The 21,932-nt window shown below is 66.4% G+C and carries 17 protein-coding genes; 11 read left to right on the top strand and 6 right to left on the bottom strand.

What is annotated here, in order from left to right:
* The first annotated feature begins 91 nt into the window (after positions 1-91).
* A complete protein-coding gene (locus BW981_RS06235) occupies positions 92-1,099 on the top strand; it encodes an aldo/keto reductase (protein ID WP_076437773.1) in 1,008 nt (335 codons plus the stop codon).
* Between the two features lie 12 nt (positions 1,100-1,111).
* Here BW981_RS06235 and BW981_RS06230 read toward each other — a convergent pair whose 3' ends face one another.
* Both BW981_RS06230 and BW981_RS06225 read right to left on the bottom strand, forming a co-directional pair.
* Positions 1,112-1,438 carry a hypothetical protein gene (locus BW981_RS06230; RefSeq protein WP_076437299.1) on the bottom strand — a complete coding sequence of 109 codons (327 nt, stop codon included), beginning with the start codon at positions 1,436-1,438 and terminating at the stop codon, positions 1,112-1,114.
* A 142-nt stretch (positions 1,439-1,580) separates the two neighbouring features.
* A complete protein-coding gene (locus BW981_RS06225) occupies positions 1,581-2,417 on the bottom strand; it encodes an MBL fold metallo-hydrolase (RefSeq protein WP_139333650.1) in 837 nt (278 codons plus the stop codon).
* Between the two features lie 164 nt (positions 2,418-2,581).
* Here BW981_RS06225 and BW981_RS06220 point away from each other — a divergent pair, with 164 nt between their 5' ends.
* Positions 2,582-3,577 carry a serine hydrolase domain-containing protein gene (locus BW981_RS06220; protein WP_076437298.1) on the top strand — a complete coding sequence of 332 codons (996 nt, stop codon included), beginning with the start codon at positions 2,582-2,584 and terminating at the stop codon, positions 3,575-3,577.
* Positions 3,578-3,584: 7 nt separating this feature from the next.
* Here the strand turns inward: BW981_RS06220 and BW981_RS06215 are convergent, their stop codons facing one another.
* Positions 3,585-4,127, bottom strand: coding sequence for a hypothetical protein (locus BW981_RS06215; RefSeq protein ID WP_139333649.1), 543 nt, complete (start codon positions 4,125-4,127; stop codon positions 3,585-3,587).
* Between the two features lie 163 nt (positions 4,128-4,290).
* Between BW981_RS06215 and ettA the strand changes: the two genes are divergently transcribed.
* A complete protein-coding gene (gene ettA / locus BW981_RS06210; RefSeq protein ID WP_076437295.1) occupies positions 4,291-5,943 on the top strand; it encodes an energy-dependent translational throttle protein EttA in 1,653 nt (550 codons plus the stop codon).
* A 308-nt stretch (positions 5,944-6,251) separates the two neighbouring features.
* A complete protein-coding gene (locus BW981_RS06205) occupies positions 6,252-8,039 on the top strand; it encodes a peptide ABC transporter substrate-binding protein (protein ID WP_076437294.1) in 1,788 nt (595 codons plus the stop codon).
* Positions 8,040-8,214: 175 nt separating this feature from the next.
* Here BW981_RS06205 and BW981_RS06200 read toward each other — a convergent pair whose 3' ends face one another.
* The 3 genes from BW981_RS06200 to BW981_RS06190 all read right to left on the bottom strand — a co-directional run bounded on the left by BW981_RS06200 (position 8,215) and on the right by BW981_RS06190 (position 10,882).
* Positions 8,215-8,940 (bottom strand): DUF1028 domain-containing protein, encoded by a 726-nt coding sequence (locus BW981_RS06200; RefSeq protein ID WP_076437292.1) that lies wholly within the window; start codon positions 8,938-8,940, stop codon positions 8,215-8,217.
* A gap of 61 nt (positions 8,941-9,001) precedes the next feature.
* Positions 9,002-10,174 carry an alpha-hydroxy acid oxidase gene (locus BW981_RS06195; protein ID WP_076437291.1) on the bottom strand — a complete coding sequence of 391 codons (1,173 nt, stop codon included), beginning with the start codon at positions 10,172-10,174 and terminating at the stop codon, positions 9,002-9,004.
* Between the two features lie 84 nt (positions 10,175-10,258).
* Positions 10,259-10,882 (bottom strand): YitT family protein, encoded by a 624-nt coding sequence (locus BW981_RS06190; RefSeq protein ID WP_076437289.1) that lies wholly within the window; start codon positions 10,880-10,882, stop codon positions 10,259-10,261.
* Between the two features lie 154 nt (positions 10,883-11,036).
* Between BW981_RS06190 and BW981_RS06185 the strand changes: the two genes are divergently transcribed.
* From BW981_RS06185 to BW981_RS06155, 7 genes are all read left to right on the top strand, one after another.
* Positions 11,037-13,235, top strand: a complete 2,199-nt coding sequence (locus tag BW981_RS06185) for a glycoside hydrolase family 3 N-terminal domain-containing protein (RefSeq protein WP_076437287.1) — start codon at positions 11,037-11,039, stop codon at positions 13,233-13,235.
* A 126-nt stretch (positions 13,236-13,361) separates the two neighbouring features.
* Positions 13,362-13,565: a cold-shock protein gene (locus BW981_RS06180; RefSeq protein WP_076437285.1), complete on the top strand. Its 204-nt coding sequence runs from the start codon at positions 13,362-13,364 to the stop codon at positions 13,563-13,565.
* Positions 13,566-13,620: 55 nt separating this feature from the next.
* Complete coding sequence (locus tag BW981_RS22990; protein WP_083712203.1) at positions 13,621-14,232, top strand: MOSC domain-containing protein; 612 nt, start codon at positions 13,621-13,623, stop codon at positions 14,230-14,232.
* A 1,459-nt stretch (positions 14,233-15,691) separates the two neighbouring features.
* A complete protein-coding gene (locus BW981_RS06170; protein ID WP_076437281.1) occupies positions 15,692-16,705 on the top strand; it encodes an ArsR/SmtB family transcription factor in 1,014 nt (337 codons plus the stop codon).
* Complete coding sequence (metF, locus tag BW981_RS06165) at positions 16,705-17,616, top strand: methylenetetrahydrofolate reductase [NAD(P)H] (protein ID WP_139333648.1); 912 nt, start codon at positions 16,705-16,707, stop codon at positions 17,614-17,616. The genes BW981_RS06170 and metF overlap by 1 nt, the downstream gene beginning before the upstream one ends.
* A gap of 5 nt (positions 17,617-17,621) precedes the next feature.
* The gene (gene metH, locus BW981_RS06160) at positions 17,622-21,374 is read left to right on the top strand and encodes a methionine synthase (protein WP_076437768.1); all 3,753 of its coding nucleotides are present in this window, start codon (positions 17,622-17,624) and stop codon (positions 21,372-21,374) included.
* Between the two features lie 220 nt (positions 21,375-21,594).
* Positions 21,595-21,897 carry an alkylphosphonate utilization protein gene (locus tag BW981_RS06155; RefSeq protein WP_076437279.1) on the top strand — a complete coding sequence of 101 codons (303 nt, stop codon included), beginning with the start codon at positions 21,595-21,597 and terminating at the stop codon, positions 21,895-21,897.
* Positions 21,898-21,932 lie beyond the last annotated feature (35 nt).

The raw sequence follows: 21,932 nt of genomic DNA, 5'->3' as shown, positions 1-21,932 counted from the left end.
GGCGCGCGTCGATGACTCTCGCGCGTCGATGGCTCTGGCGCCGCGGGCGCGGCCGTCGCAAGGTCGGGCGCGCCAGCACAAGGACATCGCCATGGATTATCGCCGCCTCGGCCGCTCCGGCCTCAAGGTCTCGCCGCTCTGCCTGGGTACGATGATGTTCGGCGGCCAGACCGACGAGGCGACATCCCTGCGCATCGTCGGCCATGCCCGCGAGGCCGGCATCAACTTCATCGACACGGCCGATGCCTACAATGAGGGCCGCTCGGAGGAGATCACCGGGCGCGCCATCGCAGGCCAGCGCCAGCACTGGATCCTGGCGACGAAGGTCGCCAATCCGATGGGGGAGGGGCCGAACCGGAGCGGCCTTTCGCGGCGCTGGGTGATGCAGGCCTGCGAAGACAGCCTGCGCCGGCTCGGGACGGACTTCATCGACATCTACTATCTCCACAAGGAGGATCACCAGACGCCGCTGGAGGAGACGGTGCATGCGCTGGCCGATCTCGTCCGCCAGGGCAAGATCCGCCATTTCGGCCTGTCCAACTATCGCTCCTGGCGGCTGGCGGAGATCTGCCGGATCTGCGACGGCTTAAGCATCGACCGGCCGGTGGTCAGCCAGCCCTGCTACAACGCGATGAACCGGATGCCCGAGGTCGAGCACCTTCCGGCCTGCGGGCATTACGGTCTCGGCGTCGCCTCCTATTCGCCGCTGGCGCGGGGCGTGCTGACGGCGAAATACGCGCCGGGACAGGCGCCTTCGGAAGGCACGCGGGCGGGGCGGGGCGACAGGCGGATGATGCAGGCGGAGTGGCGCCAGGAAAGCCTCGTCATCGCCCAGATCATCAGGGAGCATGCCGAAAAGCGCGGGCTGACGCCGATCCAGTTCGCGGTGCGCTGGGTGTTGAACAACGCCTTGCTGACCGCCGCGATCGCAGGCCCTCGCACCTTCGAGCAATGGCAGGCCTATCTCTCGGCGCTCGATGTCGATTTCACGGCGGAGGACGAGGCGCTGGTGGATTCGCTCGTGCCGCCGGGCCATCCCTCGACGCCGGGCTACAACGATCCGGCCTATCCGCTGGAAGGGCGCGTCAGCCGCGCCTGAGCGGCTGCTCCGTCAGTTCATCATGCAGAAGCCGCCGACCACGATATCGGTCTGGCACCACGGCTTCTTGGCCTCGCTGTTCGCCGAGAGGCGCAGCGGGACGGGCTCCTGCGTCCGATGGACCGTCGCAGGCGGGAAAGGCACACGCCCGGGCTGGCTGCCAGCGGCCTGCGCGCGGTTCGCGCCAAGGGCGACGCCAGGCGCGACAGCGATGCTGCGGCTGGTCGTGGTGGACGAGGCTGAGCTGCGCCCGCCGATGCGAATCTTGGCCGCCTCGGCCTGAACAGGCAGCAATGTGGCGGTCGCGAGCAGGCAGGCGATGGCAGCGATGCGGCGCATGAGGACGGACTCCCGATGGACGAGAGGATGTCACGATCTGCCGCTTCGGCAAGACAAGCCTCGGATCAGCCTCAGCGACGCGTTAACGTCGGCGTTCAGGCGGCTTGGCGTCCTTGACCCGGCGGCTGGGCCGTGCGGAACGCTAATGTCCCGGCAGGACGATCATGGCCGGCTTGGCCGGCAGCGTCGCCTTGCCCAGCGTGATCGTCGCCTGCTCGCGGCGCTCGACCGGCCAGAGCCCCTCGCTGCGCGCGAGGAAGCGGGCGAGCGTACCGCCGCCGAAGAAGTGCATCGGGATCATCACGCGCGCCTGCAGCGATTTCAGCACCTCCAGCATGCCGTCCTGGTCGAGCGTGTAGCTGCCGTCGACCGGGAAGAGCACGACATCGACGCGGCCGAGCGCGCGCAGATGGCCGGGCTCCAGCGGGTGGTGCAGATGGCCGAGATGAGCGATGCAGAGATCGCCGATCTCGAAGACGAAGATCGAGTTGCCGTCGTAATCGGTGCCGCCATCATAGCTGCGGATGTTCGTCGGTACGTTGCGGACGCGCACGTCGCCCACCGTGACGTCGTGCTTGGCGGCGCCCGCGCCGGCGGGGTCCCAGCCGCGCAGCAACTGCCTGATCGCGGGATCGGGATTGCGCGAATTATGGGTCGAATGCGCCTTGTTCATCGTGGCGATGTCGGGCGTCACCTGCGGCCGGACATAATCGTTGTAATCAGTCGCGACCTTCACCCCGGCGGGCGTCTCGATCAGGAAACTGGCGTGGCCGACGAAGGTCAGCCGCACCTCGTCTTTGGCGAGGTTGGCGAGGGCAAGATTGGCGGGCTGGATCGGCGGCCGCAGCGACGCCATCTCCGGCCGGCAGCCAGGTTCGTCGGATTGGGCCGCGGCGGGAGCCGCAGGTTGCAAGAACGCCGCCGCGGCCAGTCCGGCCAGCGCCAGGGTCCACCTGACAAGAGGCTTCGACATCGTCATCGACGGCTCCCATGCTGCCCAGCCCGTTCAGGCTGCGGCAAAAGCCGGGCCGAGGAAAGAGCCGGGTCACGGGTCTGGCGCGTTCGTGAAGCGCGCGCGTCATAATGAAGCCGTGGATCGCTGCGCCATACCTCACTCCTGACAAGCGCCCCCGGATTTCGGCGATGAGCATGATCGACCCCACGCGTCGCCGCCTGTTTGCGCTGGCCGCTTTTTCCTGGCTCGGTGCGGCGTCGGCCTTGCATGCGCGAGGCTCGGCGGGATCGAGCGCCGCCGCCAGCCTGGCGGACGAGCAATTTCGGGATGAGGCCCTGGCGGCCTTGATCGTCATGCGCGACGGCCAGCGGCTGGCGAGCCTGGGGAATGAGCGGCTTAAAATCGATGTCGCCTCGGTGCGCAAAAGCCTGCTCGGCGCGCTCCATGGGATCGCCATCGCCGAGAAGCGAATCGACCCGTCGGCGACGCTTGCGCAACTCGGCATCGACGATCTGCCGCCCGCCCTGACCGAGCCCGAAAAACAGGCGACGGTGCGCGATCTGCTCGGAGCGCGCTCAGGGGTCTATCATGTGTCCGCCCATGAGACCGCCGATATGCGCGAGAAGCGACCGGCGCGCGGCAGCCACGCCCCCGGCACGTTCTGGTTCTACAACAACTGGGACTTCAACGCTCTGGGCACCATCTACCGGCGGCAGACCGGCGAGGACATCTTCGCCAGCTTCGCCCATCGCATCGCGCGGCCCATCGGGATGGTGGACTTCGAAGCCGATGACGGTCGGTATGTGCGCGTTCCACAATCCCGTCATGAGGCCTATCCATTCAAGTTGACGGCGGGGGACGCGCTCCGTTTCGGCCAACTCATCCTCGATCGCGGCAACTGGGGCGGGCGCCAGATCATCCCATCGGACTGGGTCGCCCAGTCGCTGAGCGCGCATTCGACGACGGATCGCGGTGATCTCGGCTATGGCTATCTGTGGTGGACGTTGCCGGCCGCACGATTTGGACCGGGTGCGGCGTTCGCGGCGGGGTTCGGCGGCCAGTTCATCGCGGTGGTTCCCGCGCATCGGCTGGTCGTCGTGCAACTGGCGCAACGTCCCTCGGCCCGGCCTGGCCGGACGAAGCGGTTCGTGCGCTTCCTGGCCGGGCTGGTCGAGCCGGCTTGAGGGCGCTTCAGGCCTCCATCCTCACCGTCACTGCGGCCCTGGCCAGCCTCTGGTAGAGCCGCTTGCGGCGGAGCAGCGGCAGCCAGTCGTAGAGGAACATCTCGGCCGGGCGCCAGATCACCACCCAGCCGATGATCACGAGGCTTTCCTGCAGGACCCGGGCAAAGGGGCCTTCGGAGCGCTGGGTCAGCAGAAAGCTCAGGAAGAGGCAAAACGACAGGCCGGCGAAGCCGATCAGGAAGGCGAGCCTCCCGTCGCGAAACAGCGCCCGCAGGGCGTGGGATTCGGCGCGCGCCTTGGCGGCGAACCAGCCGGTGATGGCGGCGGCGAGATCGGGACGGGGCTTTCCGGGGTCCGCCGCCCCCTGCAGATGGATGACGATCGCGATGTCCGAGTCCTCGGGTAGGTCCTGCGCCCATTCGACGATGTAGCGCTCGGCATCGACATCGATGTCGCCCTCCCGAAAGGGAAAGGGATCGAGCGTGTTGAACAGCTGGTCGCTGTTGGCCAGACGCAGCTCGATGGTGGCGCGGCCTGTTTCATCTGACACGTCGGATGCCCCTTCGATGCTCGCCCGGCGCGGCATTATTCAGGCCGCCGATGTCGGTGTACAATCGCGCCACCGGTTGCGGCTTGCGATGCGCCTCGCTACATACGCGCCAGATTTCCCGACACGCCCGACCATCGGTCCGCCAGCGGAGCCCGCACGCCCCATGTCCCGCCAGTTCATCTACCATATGCGCGGCCTGTCGAAGACCTATCCGGGCGGCAAGCAGGTTCTGAAGGACATTCACCTCTCCTTCTATCCCGACGCCAAGATCGGCGTGCTCGGCGTCAACGGCGCGGGCAAGTCGACCCTGCTCAAGATCATGGCCGGCTTCGACAAGGAGTGGACCGGCGAGGCCTGGGTCGCTGAAGGCGCACGCGTCGGCTACCTGCCGCAGGAGCCCAAGCTCGACGAGACGCTGAACGTCCGCGACAACGTCATGCTCGGCGTGGCGCCGCAGAAGGCGATCCTCGACCGCTACAACGAGCTCGCCATGAACTATTCGGACGAGACCGCCGACGAGATGACCAATCTCCAGGACGAGATCGAGGCCAAGGGGCTGTGGGATCTCGATTCCAAGGTCGACCAGGCAATGGACGCGCTGCGTTGCCCGCCGGACGACTGGCCCGTGGACAAGCTCTCGGGCGGCGAGCGCCGCCGCGTCGCCATGTGCAAGCTGCTGCTGGAGCAGCCGGAGCTGTTGCTGCTCGACGAGCCGACCAACCATCTCGACGCCGAGACGACCGCCTGGCTCGAGGGCCATCTGCGCACCTATCCGGGCGCGATCCTGATCGTGACCCATGATCGCTACTTCCTCGACAACGTCACGAGCTGGATCCTCGAGCTCGATCGCGGCCAGGGCATCCCCTATGAGGGCAACTACTCGGCCTGGTCGGTGCAGAAGCAGAAGCGCCTGATGCAGGAAGGCCGCGAGGACGTCTCCCGCCAGAAGACGCTTGAGCGCGAGGCGGAGTGGATGGCCGCCTCGCCCAAGGCCCGCCAGGCCAAGAGCAAGGCCCGCATCCAGCGCTATGACGAACTCGTCCAGAAGGCCAACAACAAGGGGCCGGACACCGCGCAGATCATCATCCCGATCGCCGAGCGGCTGGGCAACAACGTCGTCGATTTCGAGGATCTGTCGAAGGGCTTCCAGGACAAGCTGCTGATCGACGGGCTGACCTTCAAGCTGCCGCCCGGCGGCATCGTCGGCGTGATCGGCCCCAACGGCGCCGGCAAGACGACGCTGTTCAAGATGATCACCGGCGCCGAGAAGCCGGATTCCGGCACGATCAAGGTCGGCGAGAGCGTCCAGCTCGGCTATGTCGACCAGAGCCGCGACTCGCTCGACGACAAGAAGAACGTCTGGGAGGAAATCTCCGGCGGCAACGACATCCTCTATCTCGGCAAGCGCGAGATCAATTCGCGCGCCTATTGCTCGGCCTTCAACTTCAAGGGCGGCGACCAGCAGAAGAAGGTCGGCTCGCTCTCGGGCGGCGAGCGCAACCGCGTCCACCTCGCCAAGATGCTGAAGTCGGGCGCCAACCTGCTGCTGCTGGACGAGCCGACCAACGACCTCGACGTCGACACGCTGCGCGCGCTGGAAGAGGCGCTGGAGGATTATGCCGGCTGCGCCGTGATCATCAGCCACGATCGCTGGTTCCTCGACCGCATCGCGACGCATATCCTCGCCTTCGAGGGCGACAGCCATGTCGAGTGGTTCGAGGGCAATTTCGCCGAATACGAGGAGGACAAGAAGCGCCGCCTCGGCATCGACTCCACCATCCCCAAGCGCATCCAGTACAAGAAGTTCTCGCGCTGAGGTTTTGTCCGGACACGGCGTCATCCCGGGCTTGGCCCGGGATGACGCCGTGATTCCAGGCTCGTGCTGCTCGGCGTCGAGCCGATGGCCGAGCAATGGGATTGCTCAGCCCGCAACCATTTGCCGCAATGTGCGGCACGCTGCCCGGCCATGCTGCGGCCATCGGTCACTTTAAGACCGGCTTAAGATACGCCTCACTAGCACGAAGGCGAATCCAAGCTTCTTCAGGCTTTGGTTCACCTTAGGTCAGTTTAGAACCGGCCCATTTATTGGCCGGCTTCTTTCTTGTTGTGATGTGAAGGTCGGCTATGAGCAGCGAAACGATTCAAGGCATGGTTGAAGATCTGAAGGAAGGCCGCCTGTCGCGGCGCTCCTTCATGAGGAACATGGCGGCCGTCGGCATCGCCGCCCCCGTCGCGAGCCAGATCCTGCTCTGGAACGGGGTCGCGATGGCGAATGCCACGCTCGACTACAAGCCGACCAAGGCCGGCGGCGGCGGCCCGCTGAAGATGCTGCTCTGGCAGGCGCCGACGCTGCTGAACCCGCACTTCGCCTCGGGCACCAAGGACCAGATCTCCTCGCGCATCTTCTACGAGCCGCTCGCCGGCTGGGACAAGGAAGGCAACCTCGTGCCGCAGCTCGCGGCGGAAGTGCCTACCAAGGAGAATGGTGGCCTCTCGGCCGACGGGACGACCGTCACCTGGAAGCTCAAGCCGGGCGTGAAATGGCATGACGGCAAGCCCTTCACCGCCGACGACGTCGTCTTCACCTGGCAGTATGCGGCCGATCCGGCGACGGCCGCCTACACCTCGGGCGCCTACAAGGACATCAAGGTCGAGAAGATCGACGACCTCACGGTCAAGGTGATCTTCGCCAAGCCGACGCCGTTCTGGGCCGACCCCTTCGTCGGTGTCGCCGGCATGATCATCCCGAAGCACCGCTTCGGCGAGTTCATCGGTGCCAAGTCGCGCGAGGCGCCCGAGAATCTGAAGCCCGTCGGCACCGGCCCCTACAAGTTCACCGACTTCAAGCCGGGCGACATCATCAAGGCGGAGCGCAACCCGGACTATCATGTCGCCAACCGGCCGCATTTCGACACGCTCGAGGTGAAGGGCGGCGGTGACGCGGTCTCGGCGGCGCGCGCCGTGCTGCAGACCGGCGAATACGACTATGCCTGGGACACCCTCGTCGAGGACGAGCTGCTGAAGCGCATGGAGACCGGCGGCCGCGGCAAGGTCAGCGCAGCCCCCGCCGGCGACATCGAGTTCATCACGCTCAACACCACCGATCCCTGGACCGAGGTCGATGGCGAGCGCTCCAGCGTCAAGACGAAGCATCCGACGCTGTCGGACCCGGCCGTGCGCAAGGCGATCAACCTGCTGATCGACCGCGACTCGATCCAGAAGTTCATCTATGGCCGCGCCGGCACCGCCACCGCGAGCTTCGTCAACCAGCCGGCGCGCTTCAAGTCGCAGAAGCTGAAATACGAGTTCAGCCTCGACAAGGCGAACAAGATCCTCGACGAAGCCGGCTGGAAGAAGGGCTCGGACGGCATCCGCGAGAAGGATGGCAAGAAGCTCAAATACGTCTTCCAGACCTCGATCAACGCCCCGCGCCAGAAGGTGCAGGCGATCATCAAGCAGGCCTGCCAGAAGGCCGGCATCGATCTGGAGCTGAAGTCGGTCACCGCCTCGGTGTTCTTCTCCTCGGACGTGGCGAACCCCGACACCTACACCAAGCTCTATGTGGACATGGAGATGTACACCACGACGCAGCCGCAGCCGGATCCCGAGCGCTTCCTCAACCAGTTCACCTCATGGGAGATCGCGAACAAGGAGAACAAGTGGCTCGGCCGCAACATCTCCCGCTACTCCGACCCGGCGGCGGACGAGGCCTACAAGGCCGCGCAGAAGGAGCTGGACCCTGCCAAGCGCGCCGAGCTGCTGATCAAGGTCAACGAGATCTTCTGCGAGGCCAACGTCATCCTGCCGATCCTCTCGCGCACCAAGGTCGTCGCCGCGGCGCAGAGCCTGATGCACGACCACTCAGGCTGGGACGTCGACACCTGGAACCTGGCGGCGTGGTATCGCGCCTGAGGCTGAACAAGGCTGCGCCGGGAGCGATCCCGGCGTTATGAGACAGCCATAAGGCAGAAAGGGCCCGCGTCGTTGATCGATGCGGGCCCCTTTTTTGAAAGACCCCGGCCTGAGATCGAATGCAGTGTCGTATTCTCGACCTCTGTGCCTGCGAGCGACGTTCGTCCTCGTACGGCTATTCGGGATTTTCGGCGTTCCAGGCCGCAGCGTAAGCCTCGCACATGCGATAAACGGCCTCGCGATCCGTTGCTCCAGCCGGGTTGGACCGGGAGGGGAGTGCGGTTTGAAACGGCACATAGCCCTGATGAGCCAATCGCCACAGGCGGCGAAGCTCCGTCAGTGGTTCGGGGTGATCGTCGACACGCAGGTCGAAACGCGAAAACGGCGCGTCCAACCAGATCTTCATGGCGCAGGACTGACGGCCGCGGCGATCACCGCCAGCCGCCTCGCCCGCTTCCATGGCGATGATGAGGCGCTCGTCGAAATCCGCCGCGGATGCCGATATGTAGGCGTCGAGCGTGCTCGCGACGACCTGTGGCCCGTGCAGCATGTTTCCCGCCACCGAAACCTCCGGTCCCTCCACACTGCCGCTCCAGTTCAGGCAGGCTGTACCGGTATAGGCAGCAGTTCGTCCTTCCCGGTCGATGAGATGGAACTGCCGGTGATCGCGTCCTTGATCGGCGCTCAACAAAGCCGCCACGATTTCCGGCGCGGTGCAGCCTTCCCTAAGCATCGCGAGACCATCGACGCCGCAGAACGGATTGGCGAAGGCCTGCGTTGCAATCGCGCCGGTCCGTCCGGCGCCATAGGGTACGACCGCCCCGACGGCTAGCGCGCGGGAGGCGCAGATAACGCCGAACGCGCCGGTTTCCGCGTCGCGCGCAACGATCGACCAGGTCACTCACCGTCCTTTCGCTCTGCCGAAAGCGAGCCCTTGAGGCGACGGCCTAGCCCTTCGAACCCTACCCCCCCGCCAGCCGCTTGATCGCTCCCTCGCGGCCGCCCACCAGAATGCGCTCGTCGACGTTCTGGATGTCGCGCAGGCCGCAGAGGGCCATGGTGGTGTCGAGCTCCTTGCGGATGATGTCGAGCGTCGCGGTGACGCCTTTCTCGCCCATGGCGCCGAGCCCGTAGAGGAAGGCACGGCCGATGAAGGTGCCGTGTGCGCCCAGCGCGAGCGCCTTGATCACGTCCTGACCGGAGCGGATGCCGCCGTCGAACAGCACCTCGATGCGGTTGCCGACCTGATCGACGACGCCTGGCAGCGCCTCGATGGAGGAGAGAGCGCCGTCGAGCTGGCGCCCGCCGTGGTTGGAGACGATCAGCGCATCGGCGCCGCTCTGCGCCGCGGTCTCGGCATCCTCGGGGTCGAGGATGCCCTTCAGGATCAGCTTGCCGCCCCACTGGTCCTTGATCCACTTGATGTCGTCCCAGTTCAGCTTCGGGTCGAACTGGCTGGCCGTCCAGGAGCCGAGCGAGGACATGTCGGCGACGCCGGTGACGTGGCCGACGATGTTGCCGAACTGGCGGCGCGGCGTGTCCAGCATCTTCAGGCACCACCACGGCTTGAAGGCGAGGTTGATCATGTTCGCCAGAGTGGGCTTGGGCGGGGCCGAGAGGCCGTTGCGGATATCCTTGTGGCGCTGGCCGAGGATCTGCAGGTCGAGCGTCAGCACCAGGGCCGAGCAGCCGGCGGCCTTGGCGCGCTGGATCAGCCGCGAGATGAAGTCGCGGTCCTTCATCACATAGAGCTGGAACCAGAAGGGCGCGCTGGTGTGGTTCGCCACGTCCTCGATCGAGCAGATGCTCATGGTCGAGAGGGTGAAGGGCACGCCGGCCTTGGCGGCGGCGCGGGCCGCGAGAATCTCGCCATCGGCATGCTGCATCCCGGTCATGCCGGTGGGTGCGATGGCGACCGGCATCGCGACCGGCTGGCCGATCATCGTCGAGGCCAGCGAGCGGTTGGTCATGTCGACCGCGACGCGCTGGCGCAGCTTGATCTTGGCGAAATCGGTCTCGTTGGCGCGGTAGGTGCCTTCGGTCCAGGCGCCGGAATCGGCATAATCGTAGAACATGCGCGGCACGCGGCGCCTGGCCATGATGCGCAGATCTTCGATCGTCAGGGGCTGGGCCATGTCTCGTCTCGCCGTTCGCTTTCGGCGTTTGAGTCGCATGATGGCCGGCACGGTGCAACCGCTCCGAAGGCAGGAGGCCCTGCGTCAGGATACCGCCATGTAGCGGCCGGGCTTGTGGTTCATCGCCAGGATGGCGTTGATGACGACGGTCCCGACGAGCGAGAGCGCGACCTTGTCGAGCGGAAGCAGGAAGAGTGCGGCGGCGAAGATCATCGCGTCGATGCCGAGCTGGACCCAGCCGGCGCGGATGCCGTGCCGCTCCTGCAGATAGAGCGCGAGGATGTTGACGCCGCCGATGGCGGTGCGATGGCGGGCGAGCGCGAGCAGGCCGAGGCCCATCGCGACACCGCCTGCGATGGCCGCATAGAGCGGCGCGACCGATTCGATGCGCAGCCAGAGCGGCGTCGCCCAGACGAAGACCGAGATGAGGGCGACGGCGGCGATGGTGCGCAAGGTGAAGGGCAGGCCCATGCGGCGCAGCGCCAGCCAGTAGAAGGGCAGGTTGATCACGAAGAACAGGACGCTGAAATTCCAGCCCGCTGCGAATTGCAACAGGAGCGCCAGGCCCGCGGCGCCGCCGGTCAGCACGGTCGCCTTGGCGAACAGCACCACGCCGATGCTGACCATCAGCGAGCCCAGCGGGATCGCGAGCAGGTCTTCGTAGAAGCGGTGCCGGTGCGGGGTCATGACGATGGCTGTCTGCGACATGGCTGCACACCTGTTAGCCGCTGGCGGGGGACATGGCCATCGTCATGCAATGGGTGCGCCACCGCCGATCCGGCCGCTGCGACGGAGCCAGCGGTTGAGCCGCCCCGTCCGATCCTGTAGGCGCAGGTCTTCCTTCACCGGAGAGATCGTCCTGATGCTTCTGCGGCTCGTCGCTGCCCTCCTGCTCTGCCTGCCGGCCGCCGCGGCCTTCGCCCAGCAGCCCCTCGCCTGGAAGACCGGCCGGGAGGCGCAGGCGATCGAGCGCAAGGTCGATGCGCTGCTGAAGCGGATGACGCTGGAGGAGAAGGTCGGGCAGCTGCATCTGTCGGGCCGCGGCGACGGGTTCGACGCCGGACAGATCCGCAGCGGCGACATGGGCGCGGTGATGAACTTCGTCGTGCCGGCCGAGGTGCTGGCCGTGCAGAAGGCGGTGCGGGAGAGCCGCCTGAAGATCCCGCTGATCATCGGGCTCGACGCCGTCCATGGCTTCTCGACCTATTTTCCATTGCCGCTCGGCCAGGCGGCGAGCTGGAATCCCGGGCTGATCGAGCAGGCGGCGTATTGGACCGGGCGCGAGGCTTCCGCCGCCGGCGTCAACTGGACCTTCGCGCCGATGGTCGACATCTCGCGCGATCCGCGCTGGGGCCGCGTGCTGGAGGGGGCGGGCGAGGACGCCTATCTCGGCTCGGTCGTGGCGGCGGCACGCACCCATGGCTACCAGCGCGGCGGGGTCGCGACGACGCCCAAGCATTTCGTCGGCTATGGCGCGGCCGAGGGCGGGCGCGACTACAACTCGACCTGGATCCCGACCAGCCAGCTCTTCGACCTCTATCTGCCGCCCTTCAAGGCCTCCTTCGATGCCGGCGCGATGACGGCGATGGCGGCCTTCAACGCGCTGAACGGCGTGCCGGCGACAGCCAACAAGGCGATGCTGACCGATTTGTTGCGTGGCAAATGGGGCTTCCGCGGCTTCGTCACCTCCGATTTCGGCTCGATCACCGAGCTGAGGCTGCACGGCATCGCCCGCGACGATGCGGAAGCCGCGCGCAAGGCGCTGCTCGCCGGCATCGACATGGACATGATGGGTGACGTCTACCACAAGCATCTGGCCGGCGAGGTGCGGGCCGGGCGCGTGCCGATGAAGGCGCTCGACGAGGCGGTGCGGCGGGTGCTGCGCGTCAAATATCATATGGGCCTGTTCGAGAAGCCCGATGTCGATCCGTCGCAGGCGCCCAAGCTCATGCAGACGGCCGAGGCCAGCGCGGTGGCGCTGCAGGCCGCGCGGGAAGGGGCGATCCTGCTCAGGAACGCCGACGGCATCCTGCCGATCCGTGAGGGCGTGAAGTCCGTCGCCGTGATCGGCGCGATGGCGGTGCCGGAGGAGGAGCGGGTCTGGACCGATCCGGCCGGGCTTGGGCGGCGCAAGATCACCTCGCTGCCGGATGCGCTGCGCGAGCGGCTGCCGGCCGGCGTTGCGATCGCCTATCAGCCCGCCTTCACCAGGAACTGCGGCACCGAATTCGCCGACAAGGAGGCCGCCATCCGCGCCGCCGCCGCGGCCGATCTCGTCGTCGCGATGCTGGGCGAGGATTGCGAGTTCATGGGCGAGGCGGCTTCGCGCACGAAGCTCGACCTGCCGGGCGTGCAGCAGGAGCTGCTGGAAGCGCTGGTCGCCACCGGCAAGCCGGTGGTGCTGGTGCTGCAGACCGGGCGGCCGCTCGTCCTCACCTGGGCGAGCGAGCATGTCGCGGCGATCCTGCAGACCTTCCATGGCGGCACCGAAGCCCGGCCCGCCATCGCCGACATCCTGACCGGGCGCTATAACCCCTCTGGGCGCGTGCCGATGAGCTTTCCGCGCTCGGTCGGGCAGATTCCGGTTTATTACAACCAGCTGCCGACCGGACGGCCGGAGAAGATCCGCCAGCGCTACGAGTCGATCTACATGGATGAGCGCAACGAGCCGCTCTACCCGTTCGGTTTCGGACTATCCTATAGCCGCTTTACCTATGCGAACGCGCGCGTCTCGGCCTCGTCCCTGCCGCTTTCGGGCACTGTCGAGGTCTCGGTCGACGTCACCAATGCAGGGCCGCTCGAGGGGCAGGAGGTGGCGCAGCTCTACATCCGCCAGCCTGTCGCCAGCCTGTCGCGGCCGTTGCGGGAGCTGAAGGGCTTCCAGAAGGTCATGCTCAAGGCCGGCGAGACACGCACGCTGCGGTTCCGGCTCGATGCCCGCCAGCTCGGCGTCCATGACGAGCAGGGGCGGTCTGTCGTCGATCCCGGGGAGGTCGAGATCTATCTCGGCGGCTCTTCCCGAGCGGAAGCCAAGACGCAGGTTCTGCTGACCAAGACTTGATCGAAGAGATGATGCATCTGCACGGCGTTTCATCTCGACAAGGTGCCGATTTCGGTCAATCCTCATGGTTGCGGGCTGTCGGCGATCGTCCACGTGTCCGCAGGCGCGGCTGCGAGGGATACGGCTATGGCGACCGGAACCGTGAAGTGGTTCAATACCGAGAAGGGCTTCGGCTTCATCCAGCCTTCGGATGGCGGCAAGGATGTCTTCGTGCACATCACCGCCGTCAAGGAAGCAGGCTTGATGACGCTGAACGAGGGGCAGAAGCTTTCGTTCGAACTCAAGACGGAGCGCGGCAAGACGGCTGCCGGGGATCTGAAGGTCCTCTGACAGGGCGGCGCGCCGCCCTGCCGGCCGCCCGGCCCCGGCCGGGGCTGTGAGGGCTGTGCGGACCATCGGCCGTGTCGAGGGCGTGTTTTCGGCAGCGGCGGGCGTCGGGCCGCATGCTTTCGTCACGCAGGCCGCGGCGAGCCTGACGATCGATCTGGCCGGTATCGTCGGCGACCGGCATTCCGGCGCCAGCCGAAAGGCTGGGCCACGCGAGCCCTGGCTGCCGCGTGGCGCTGTGCTGCGCAACGACAGGCAGCTCTCGGCGCTCTGCCCTGCGGAACTTGGCGTCATCGCCGGCCGGCTCGGTGCCGAGCGGATCGAGCCCGAATGGCTCGGCGCCAATCTGCTGATCTCCGGCTTTCCCGATTTTTCGTCCATGGCGCCGGGCAGCCGGCTGGCCTTCGGTGGCCAATGGGGCGGCAAGGGCCGGTTCGACGGCGGCGCCGTGCTGCGCGTGGAAGCCTATAATACCCCCTGCCGAAAGGCGGGGCGGGCGGTGGCCGAGGCCCTCGGGCGGGCCGATCTCGAATTCAGCTTCGTGCGGGCAGCGGCGGAGCTGCGCGGGCTCGTGCTCTCGGTGGATCTCGCCGGGCCGATCGTGGCGGGCGACCCCGTCGTGCTGCTGCCGCCGATCCTGGCGAAGCGGCGCGTCAGCGAGCGCGCCTGACCTGATCAGCGCCGCATCGACAGGAGCGCGTGTCATCCCGGACAAGCCGTCTTCGGCGGCGCCGATCCGGGGTCCATTCCCGAACCTTGATCGCGAGCGCTCCGGCATGGATCCCGGATCTCCGCTTCGCTGCGTCCGGGATGAGACGCGCCTGATGCCAGAGGTTCCAAACCGATCTCGACGACGCACCGAACCCCCCGTCCAGGCGTGGCCTGCGGGGTTTCGGGCTTAGACCATCGCGCGTCCGCTGGATGCGGTTACGATGTTCTAATTTCTTGCTGGAGCATCGGATTCTTCCGGAAAGTGGATTCCCCTTTTCGGTCCGATGCTCTCGCATCCGGGGGATGCGCGGAGCCGGGCGGCGTTCGCAGTCGACGGCTGCGTGCCGATGTCGAGTCGATGTCGATGTGTCGAACAGCGACGACCTCGCGCTGCCCGGCTCCGCGCACGGGTATCTGGGGGTCCGCTTCGCATTAATGCCCGGCGAGGGCCAGGGCCTGCCTGTTCGGCCCGTGCGAAGTCGGCACCTCCGCGTCCGACGGACCCGCAACGGCCCGGTGACGCGAAACCCGCTCCCCATCCGGCCCACGATGCCTCGCGAAGCCCCCCGGTCGGATGGACGCGCGCAGGATAGAGGCGCGGCGAAGGAGCGGGGATAAATCGGCCTGCCTCTGTCTCAGTGAGTTGGCAATGCGCGATCCAGGGCGGCGCGATCAGGACGCTGTTGTGCTGAGCAAAGGACCGATATGGGCCGATAGCGGACCTTGACTTGATTTGATCGAAGACTAGTCAGGTTGCCATGCTACGCTCGATGTTGAGGTCGCTTATTGCAGTCGTAGCCGCCATTTTGGCCGCTATTGGCTTTGTCACGATCATGATCGGGCTCTCGCGGTACATTGGCCCAGTCGTGCGGCGCGACGAGGAGCCCCAGCTTATCAACCAAATTTTGTCCCCTGACGGACGCTACAAAGTGGTCGCCGCACAATGGGCAGGCGGCGGAGGAATCTCTCCGTACTGCTATAACCGCGTGTCGATTGTTCCTGTCGAGGCCTTGGACCCGTCAACAGCGGGACGCGATAACGCGGTCTTCGAGGCCGAATGCCCTCCGTCTCCATCGATCAGTTGGGAGAGTGACCGAGTTCTCAGGATAGGTTTCTCGCTATCGTACTCCAGGCTTGGTCCAATCACCCTCAAGCTGAGAAGACGCGACGCGTCGGGAAGCGTGGCTGTGAAATACGATTTTGGAGACTAGCCCCCTAAGGTCCGCAACGGGCCGATCGCGGAAATTGCGCATCAGGCTGCGTCGCTCGCTGTGATGGATCGGTTCCCAACCTGAGGCCGCCACCAAAAGAGACGTCGCGGTTGCGTCCTGTTTTCCGGCCCGACAATCCGCTTGCACGAACGCCGCTTTCGACATAAAGATATCTTTATATCTCTTTGGGGCGCGGGAGGCGTTCGCGTGCAGCAGCCAACGGCCTTGTCCTCGGATGTTCTCCTCGCGGCCTTGCGGGCTGCGGGAGAGGAGACGCGGCTGCGTGTCCTCGCCTTGCTGTCGCAGGGCGAACTCTCGGTCTCCGACCTCACGGACATTCTCGGCCAGTCGCAGCCGCGCATCTCGCGCCATCTCAAGCTGCTGACGGAGGCGGGGCTGGTGCGGCGCTCGCGCGAGGGGGCGTGGGCCTTCTTCCGTCTGGACGAGACCGGAACGGGCGGGGCCTTCGCCGCCTCGCTCGCGGCCTGGCTCGATCTCGCCGATCCCGTGCTCGCAGCCGATCGCGAGCGGCTGGCGGCGGTGCGGGCGAGCCGCGCGGAAGCTGCGCAAAGCTATTTCGCCAGCGTCGCGCGCGACTGGGACCGGCTGCGCAGCCTGCATGTGCCGGATCATCTGGTCGAGGCGGCGGTCGAGCAGGCCGTGGGCCAGGGCTCGCCCGGCGCGATGCTCGATCTCGGCACCGGGACGGGCCGCATGCTGGAGCGGATCGCGCCGAAATATGGCCGAGCCGTCGGGGTCGATGCCAACCACGCGATGCTCGCGGTGGCGCGCGCCAATCTGGAGCAGGCGGGACTTTCCCGCGTCGAGCTCCGGCAGGGCGATATCTATGCGCTGCCCTTCGCGCGCGGCTCCTTCGACCTCGTCGTGGTCCATCAGGTGCTGCACTTCCTCGATGATCCGGGGCGCGCCATCCGCGAGGCGGCCGCCGTGCTGGCGCCGGGCGGGCGGCTGATCGTGGTCGATTTTGCGCCGCATGAGATGGAGTTCCTGCGCAGTGAGCATGCGCATCGGCGCCTCGGCTTCTCGCGCCAGCAGATATCGGGCTGGTTCACCGAGGCGGGCCTCGCCTGCGATCTGGCCCAGGAGGTCACGCTGGCGGACGGAAAATCCGGGCGGTTGCCCGTCATGCTGTGGCGCGGCCGGGACCGGCGCCTGCAGTCCGATGCGCCGCTGCGCCAAGACAATCTCGAGGTTGCCTGATGAACGCCTTTCGCCCCAGCCGGCACGGCTCGCGCCGCCCCAGCGTCTCCTTCGAATTCTTCCCGCCCAAATCGGAGGAGATGGAAGTCGCGCTGTGGGAGAGTGTGCGCCGTCTCGAACCGCTCGGCCCCAGCTTCGTCTCGGTGACCTATGGCGCCGGCGGCTCCACCCGCGAGCGGACCCACGCCACGGTCAAGCGCATGGTCGAGGAGACGCAGCTGAAGCCCGCCGCGCATCTGACCTGCGTCTCGGCGAGCAAGGCCGAGGTGGACGAGGTGATCCGCGCCTATTGGGACGCCGGGGTGCGGCATGTCGTGGCGCTGCGGGGCGATCCGGCCGGCGGTCTCGGGACCGTCTACGAGCCGCATCCGGAGGGCTATCACCAGACCTGCGATCTCGTGGCGGGGCTGAAGCGCATCGGCGATTTCGAGGTGACCGTCTCCGCCTATCCGGAGAAGCATCCGGAGGCCGCCTCTCTCGACGCCGATATCGAGGCGCTGAAGATGAAGGTCGATGCCGGCGCGACGCGGGCGATCACCCAGTTCTTCTTCGATAACGACGTCTATTTCCGCTATCTCGACAAGGTGCGTGCGGCCGGGATCGACATCCCGATCCTGCCCGGCATCGTCCCGGTCCAGAACTTCAAGCAGACGGCCAACTTCGCCCGCAAGACCGGCGCCAGCGTGCCGCAATGGCTGGCCGACCGCTTCGAGGGGCTGGAGGAGGATGTGGCGACGCGCCGGCTCGTGGCTGCGGCGGTCTGCGCCGAGCAGGTGCTGGACCTGATCGACCGCGGCGTCGCCGACCTGCACTTCTACACGATGAACAAGGCCGACCTCGTCTACGCCATCTGCCATCTCGTGGGTCTCAAGCCCGAGAAGGCCGCGGCGCAGGCGGTGGCGGCGGAGTGATCCCGATGTCCGACTATACACCCACCCCCGTCGACGGCGCCGAGGTCGAGCGTTCGCTGCGCCAGGCCGCGTCCGAGCGCATCCTCGTGCTCGACGGCGCGATGGGGACGCAGATCCAGAACCTGAAGCTCACGGAGGCGGATTTCCGCGGCGAGCGCTTCAAGGGGTTCAACCACGACCTCAAGGGCAACAACGACATCATCGCGCTGACGCTGCCCGATGCGCTGCGCGACATCCATCTCGCCTATTTCCGGGCTGGGGCCGATATCGTCGAGACCAACACCTTTTCCGGCACCTCGATCGCCCAGGCCGATTACGGCCTGGAAGCGATCGTCTATGAGCTGAACGTCGAATGCGCGCGGATCGCGCGCGAGGCGGCCGAGATCGCGCGCCTGGAGGACGGGCGTCGCCGCTATGTCGCCGGCGCGATCGGCCCGACGAACCGCACGCTCTCGATCTCGCCGGACGTCAACAATCCCGGCTTCCGGGCGGTGACGTTCGACCAGGTGCGCGAGTCTTACGCCGAGCAGGTGAGGGGGCTGATCGACGGCGGCTCCGAGCTGCTGCTGATCGAGACGATCTTCGACACGCTCAACGCCAAGGCGGCCATCGTCGCGATCGAGCAGGTCTATCGCGAGAAGGGCCTGCGCCTGCCGGTGATGATTTCCGGCACGATCACCGACCTTTCCGGCCGCACGCTGTCGGGCCAGACGGTCGAGGCGTTCTGGAATTCGGTGCGCCACGCCGCCCCGCTGACCATCGGGCTCAACTGCGCGCTCGGCGCACGCGAGATGCGGGCGCATATCAAGGACATGGCGCGCATCGCCGATACGCTGGTCTGCGCCTATCCGAATGCCGGGCTGCCGAACGAATTCGGGCTCTATGACGAGCGGCCGGAGGCGACGGCCGGCATGCTGGCCGAATTCGCCGATGCCGGTCTCGTCAATGTCGTCGGCGGCTGCTGCGGCACGACGCCGGATCATATCCGCGCCATCGCGCAGGCTGTGGCGGGCAAGCCGCCGCGCCAGGTGGCCGAGGTGAAGCCTTATCTCAGGCTCGCCGGGCTGGAGCCCTTCACGCTCGACGAGACGATTCCCTTCGTGAATGTCGGCGAGCGGACCAACGTCACCGGCTCGGCCAAGTTCAGGAAGCTGGTCACGGCCGGCGACTATGCCGCCGCGCTGGACGTCGCGCGCGACCAGGTCGCCAACGGCGCGCAGGTCATCGACATCAACATGGACGAGGGCCTGCTGGATTCGCAGCGGGCGATGACCGAGTTCTGCAACCTGATCGCGTCCGAGCCGGATATCAGCCGCGTGCCTATCATGGTCGACTCGTCGAAGTTCCCGGTCATCGAGGCGGGACTGAAGACGATCCAGGGCAAGCCGATCGTCAATTCGATCTCGATGAAGGAGGGCGAGGAGGCTTTCCTCGAGCAGGCGCGGATCTGCCGGCAGTACGGCGCGGCGGTGGTGGTGATGGCCTTCGACGAGAAGGGCCAGGCCGACACCTATGAGCGCAAGATCGAGATCTGCACGCGCGCCTACAAGCTGCTGACCGAGGAGATCGGTTTCCCGCCGCAGGACATCATCTTCGACCCCAACGTCTTCGCGGTGGCGACGGGCATCGAGGAGCACGACAATTACGGCAACGATTTCATCGAGGCCACGAAGACGATCCGCGAGACCCTGCCGCACGCCCATATCTCGGGCGGCGTCTCGAACCTGTCCTTCTCGTTCCGCGGCAATGAGAAGGTCCGCGAGGCGATGCACTCGGTCTTCCTCTACCACGCCATCAAGGTCGGCATGGATATGGGCATCGTCAATGCGGGCCAACTCGGCTCCTATGACGATCTTGACCCGGAGCTGCGCGAGCTTTGCGAGGATGTCGTTCTCAACCGCCGCAAGGATTCGACCGAGCGGCTGCTCGACGCCGCGCCGCGCTTCAAGGGCGACGGGTCCGTCGCGGTCTCCGGCAAGGATCTCGCCTGGCGCGAGCAGCCGGTCGAGAAGCGGCTGGAGCACGCGCTGGTCAACGGCATCACCGCCTTTATCGATCAGGATGTCGAGGAAGCACGGCTGAAGGCCGAAAAACCGCTTCACGTCATCGAGGGGCCGCTGATGGCCGGGATGAACGTCGTCGGCGACCTGTTCGGCGCCGGCAAGATGTTCCTCCCCCAGGTGGTGAAGTCGGCCCGGGTGATGAAGCAGGCCGTCGCCTATCTCATGCCGTTCATGGAAGAAGAAAAGCGCCTGAACGGCGGCTCCGAGCGCTCGGCGGCCGGCAAGGTGCTGATGGCGACGGTGAAGGGCGATGTCCACGACATCGGCAAGAACATCGTCGGCGTCGTGCTCCAGTGCAACAATTACGAGGTGATCGACCTCGGCGTGATGGTGCCGACGCAGAAGATCCTCGAAACCGCGCGCAGGGAGAAGGTCGACATCATCGGCCTGTCGGGGCTGATCACGCCCTCGCTCGACGAGATGGTCACCGTCGCCTCCGAGATGGAGCGCGAGGGCTTCGATATTCCCCTGCTGATCGGCGGGGCGACGACGAGCCGCGTCCATACGGCGGTGAAGATCCACCCGGCTTATGAGAAGGGCCAGACGGTGCATGTGAACGACGCCTCGCGCGCCGTCGGCGTCGTTTCCAGCCTGCTCTCGGCCGAGCAGAAGCCGGGCTACATCGCCGGGGTGCAGGCGGAATATGCCAAGGTCGCGGAGGCGCATCGCCGCTCGGAGGCCGACAAGCAGCGCCTGCCGATCGCCAAGGCGCGCGCCAATGCCTTCAAGCCTGACTGGGCTGCGTACCTGCCGCCCAAGCCCAGCTTCCTCGGCACGCGCACCTTCCGCACCTACGATATCGCCGATCTCGTGCCGGTGATCGACTGGACGCCGTTCTTCCAGACCTGGGAGATGAAAGGGCGCTATCCTGCGATCCTGCAGGACGAGAAGCAGGGCGAGGCGGCGCGCGCGCTCTGGGACGATGCGCAGGCCATGCTGAAGCGCGTGGTCGAGGAGCGCTGGTTCAACCCGAAGGCGGTGGTCGGCTTCTGGCCGGCCAATGCCGTCGGCGACGATATCCGGCTCTATACCGGCGAGAGCCGGCAGGACACGCTGGCGACGCTGCATGGGCTGCGCCAGCAGCTTTCCAAGCGCGACGGCAAGCCGAATATGTGCCTGTCCGACTTCGTCGCGCCGGAGGGCGTCGCGCCGGACTATATCGGCGCCTTCGTGGTCACGGCTGGCGCGGAGGAGGAGCGCATCTCCGAGAAGTTCGCGCGCGACAATGACGACTACCGCTCGATCATGGTCAAGGCGCTGGCGGATCGCTTCGCCGAGGCGTTTGCCGAACGGATGCACCAGCTCGTGCGCACCGAATTCTGGGGCTATGCGCCGGACGAGACGCTGGCCAACGAGGACCTGATCCGCGAGGAATATCGCGGCATCCGGCCGGCACCGGGTTATCCGGCCCAGCCCGACCATACCGAGAAGGAAACCCTGTTCCGGCTGCTGGAGGCCGAGCGGCGTGTCGGGGTCAAGCTGACGGAGAGCTATGCGATGTGGCCGGGCTCGTCGGTGTCGGGGCTCTATTTCGCCCATCCTGACGCCTATTACTTCGGCGTCGCCAAGGTCGAGCGCGACCAGGCCGAAGACTACGCCGCTCGCAAGGGCATGAGCATCGAGGAGGTCGAGCGCTGGCTGGCGCCGATCCTCAATTACGATCCAGTGAGCTACCGGCTGCAGGCGGCGGAGTAGGCGGACGAAGGCGCGTCATGCTCGGGCCTGACCCGAGCATCTCTGGAAGAGCGCGCGCGCTTTTCCGCAGGAGATTCTCGGGTCCGAGCCATGCTTCGCCCGAGAATGACGGGCTGGCCGGCGGTAATTATACAGATATCGGTCGTTGAATTATGCCTCTTGCTCGGCTAACGCAGTCGGGCCGGGGCTTTTCCCGCGATCATGGGACAGGCTGAGCAAGATGGCCGACGACGAATACGTCTATGACGAGGCGACCGGCGAGTGGCGGCCGGCTTCCGAGATGGCGGCTGCGGCCGCCGCGGCCGGGAAGGTCGAGGTCAAGGATGCCGCCGGCAACCTCCTGGCCGACGGCGATTCAGTCGTGCTGATCAAGGACCTCAAGGTGAAGGGCGCCGGACAGACCCTGAAGCAGGGTACGGTGATCAAGACGATCCGCCTGACCGAGAATCCCGAGGAAATCGACTGCCGTCACGATGCGATCAAGGGCCTCGTGCTGCGCACGGAGTTCGTCCGCAAGCGCTGAGGGACCTGCCTCGAGCCATCGATCACGGCTTGCGT

It is taken from the genome of Allobosea sp. TND4EK4, assembly GCF_900156025.1.
Taxonomy (GTDB): Bacteria; Pseudomonadota; Alphaproteobacteria; order Rhizobiales; family Beijerinckiaceae; genus Allobosea.
Note: the sequence above shows the minus strand (reverse complement) of the source record. Positions and strands in the feature narration are given on the sequence as shown.

Coding starts and splice junctions, on each gene's coding strand:
- BW981_RS06195 (WP_076437291.1), bottom strand. CDS start 10,174: ATGGCCCAGCCCCTGACGATCGAAGATCTGCGCATCATGGCCAGGCGC.
- BW981_RS06225 (WP_139333650.1), bottom strand. CDS start 2,417: ATGACGATGTCGAAGCCTCTTGTCAGGTGGACCCTGGCGCTGGCCGGA.
- BW981_RS06205 (WP_076437294.1), top strand. CDS start 6,252: ATGAGCAGCGAAACGATTCAAGGCATGGTTGAAGATCTGAAGGAAGGC.
- metF (WP_139333648.1), top strand. CDS start 16,705: ATGAACGCCTTTCGCCCCAGCCGGCACGGCTCGCGCCGCCCCAGCGTC.
- BW981_RS06235 (WP_076437773.1), top strand. CDS start 92: ATGGATTATCGCCGCCTCGGCCGCTCCGGCCTCAAGGTCTCGCCGCTC.
- BW981_RS06230 (WP_076437299.1), bottom strand. CDS start 1,438: ATGCGCCGCATCGCTGCCATCGCCTGCCTGCTCGCGACCGCCACATTG.
- BW981_RS06220 (WP_076437298.1), top strand. CDS start 2,582: ATGAGCATGATCGACCCCACGCGTCGCCGCCTGTTTGCGCTGGCCGCT.
- BW981_RS06155 (WP_076437279.1), top strand. CDS start 21,595: ATGGCCGACGACGAATACGTCTATGACGAGGCGACCGGCGAGTGGCGG.
- ettA (WP_076437295.1), top strand. CDS start 4,291: ATGTCCCGCCAGTTCATCTACCATATGCGCGGCCTGTCGAAGACCTAT.
- BW981_RS06190 (WP_076437289.1), bottom strand. CDS start 10,882: ATGTCGCAGACAGCCATCGTCATGACCCCGCACCGGCACCGCTTCTAC.
- metH (WP_076437768.1), top strand. CDS start 17,622: ATGTCCGACTATACACCCACCCCCGTCGACGGCGCCGAGGTCGAGCGT.
- BW981_RS06185 (WP_076437287.1), top strand. CDS start 11,037: ATGCTTCTGCGGCTCGTCGCTGCCCTCCTGCTCTGCCTGCCGGCCGCC.
- BW981_RS06180 (WP_076437285.1), top strand. CDS start 13,362: ATGGCGACCGGAACCGTGAAGTGGTTCAATACCGAGAAGGGCTTCGGC.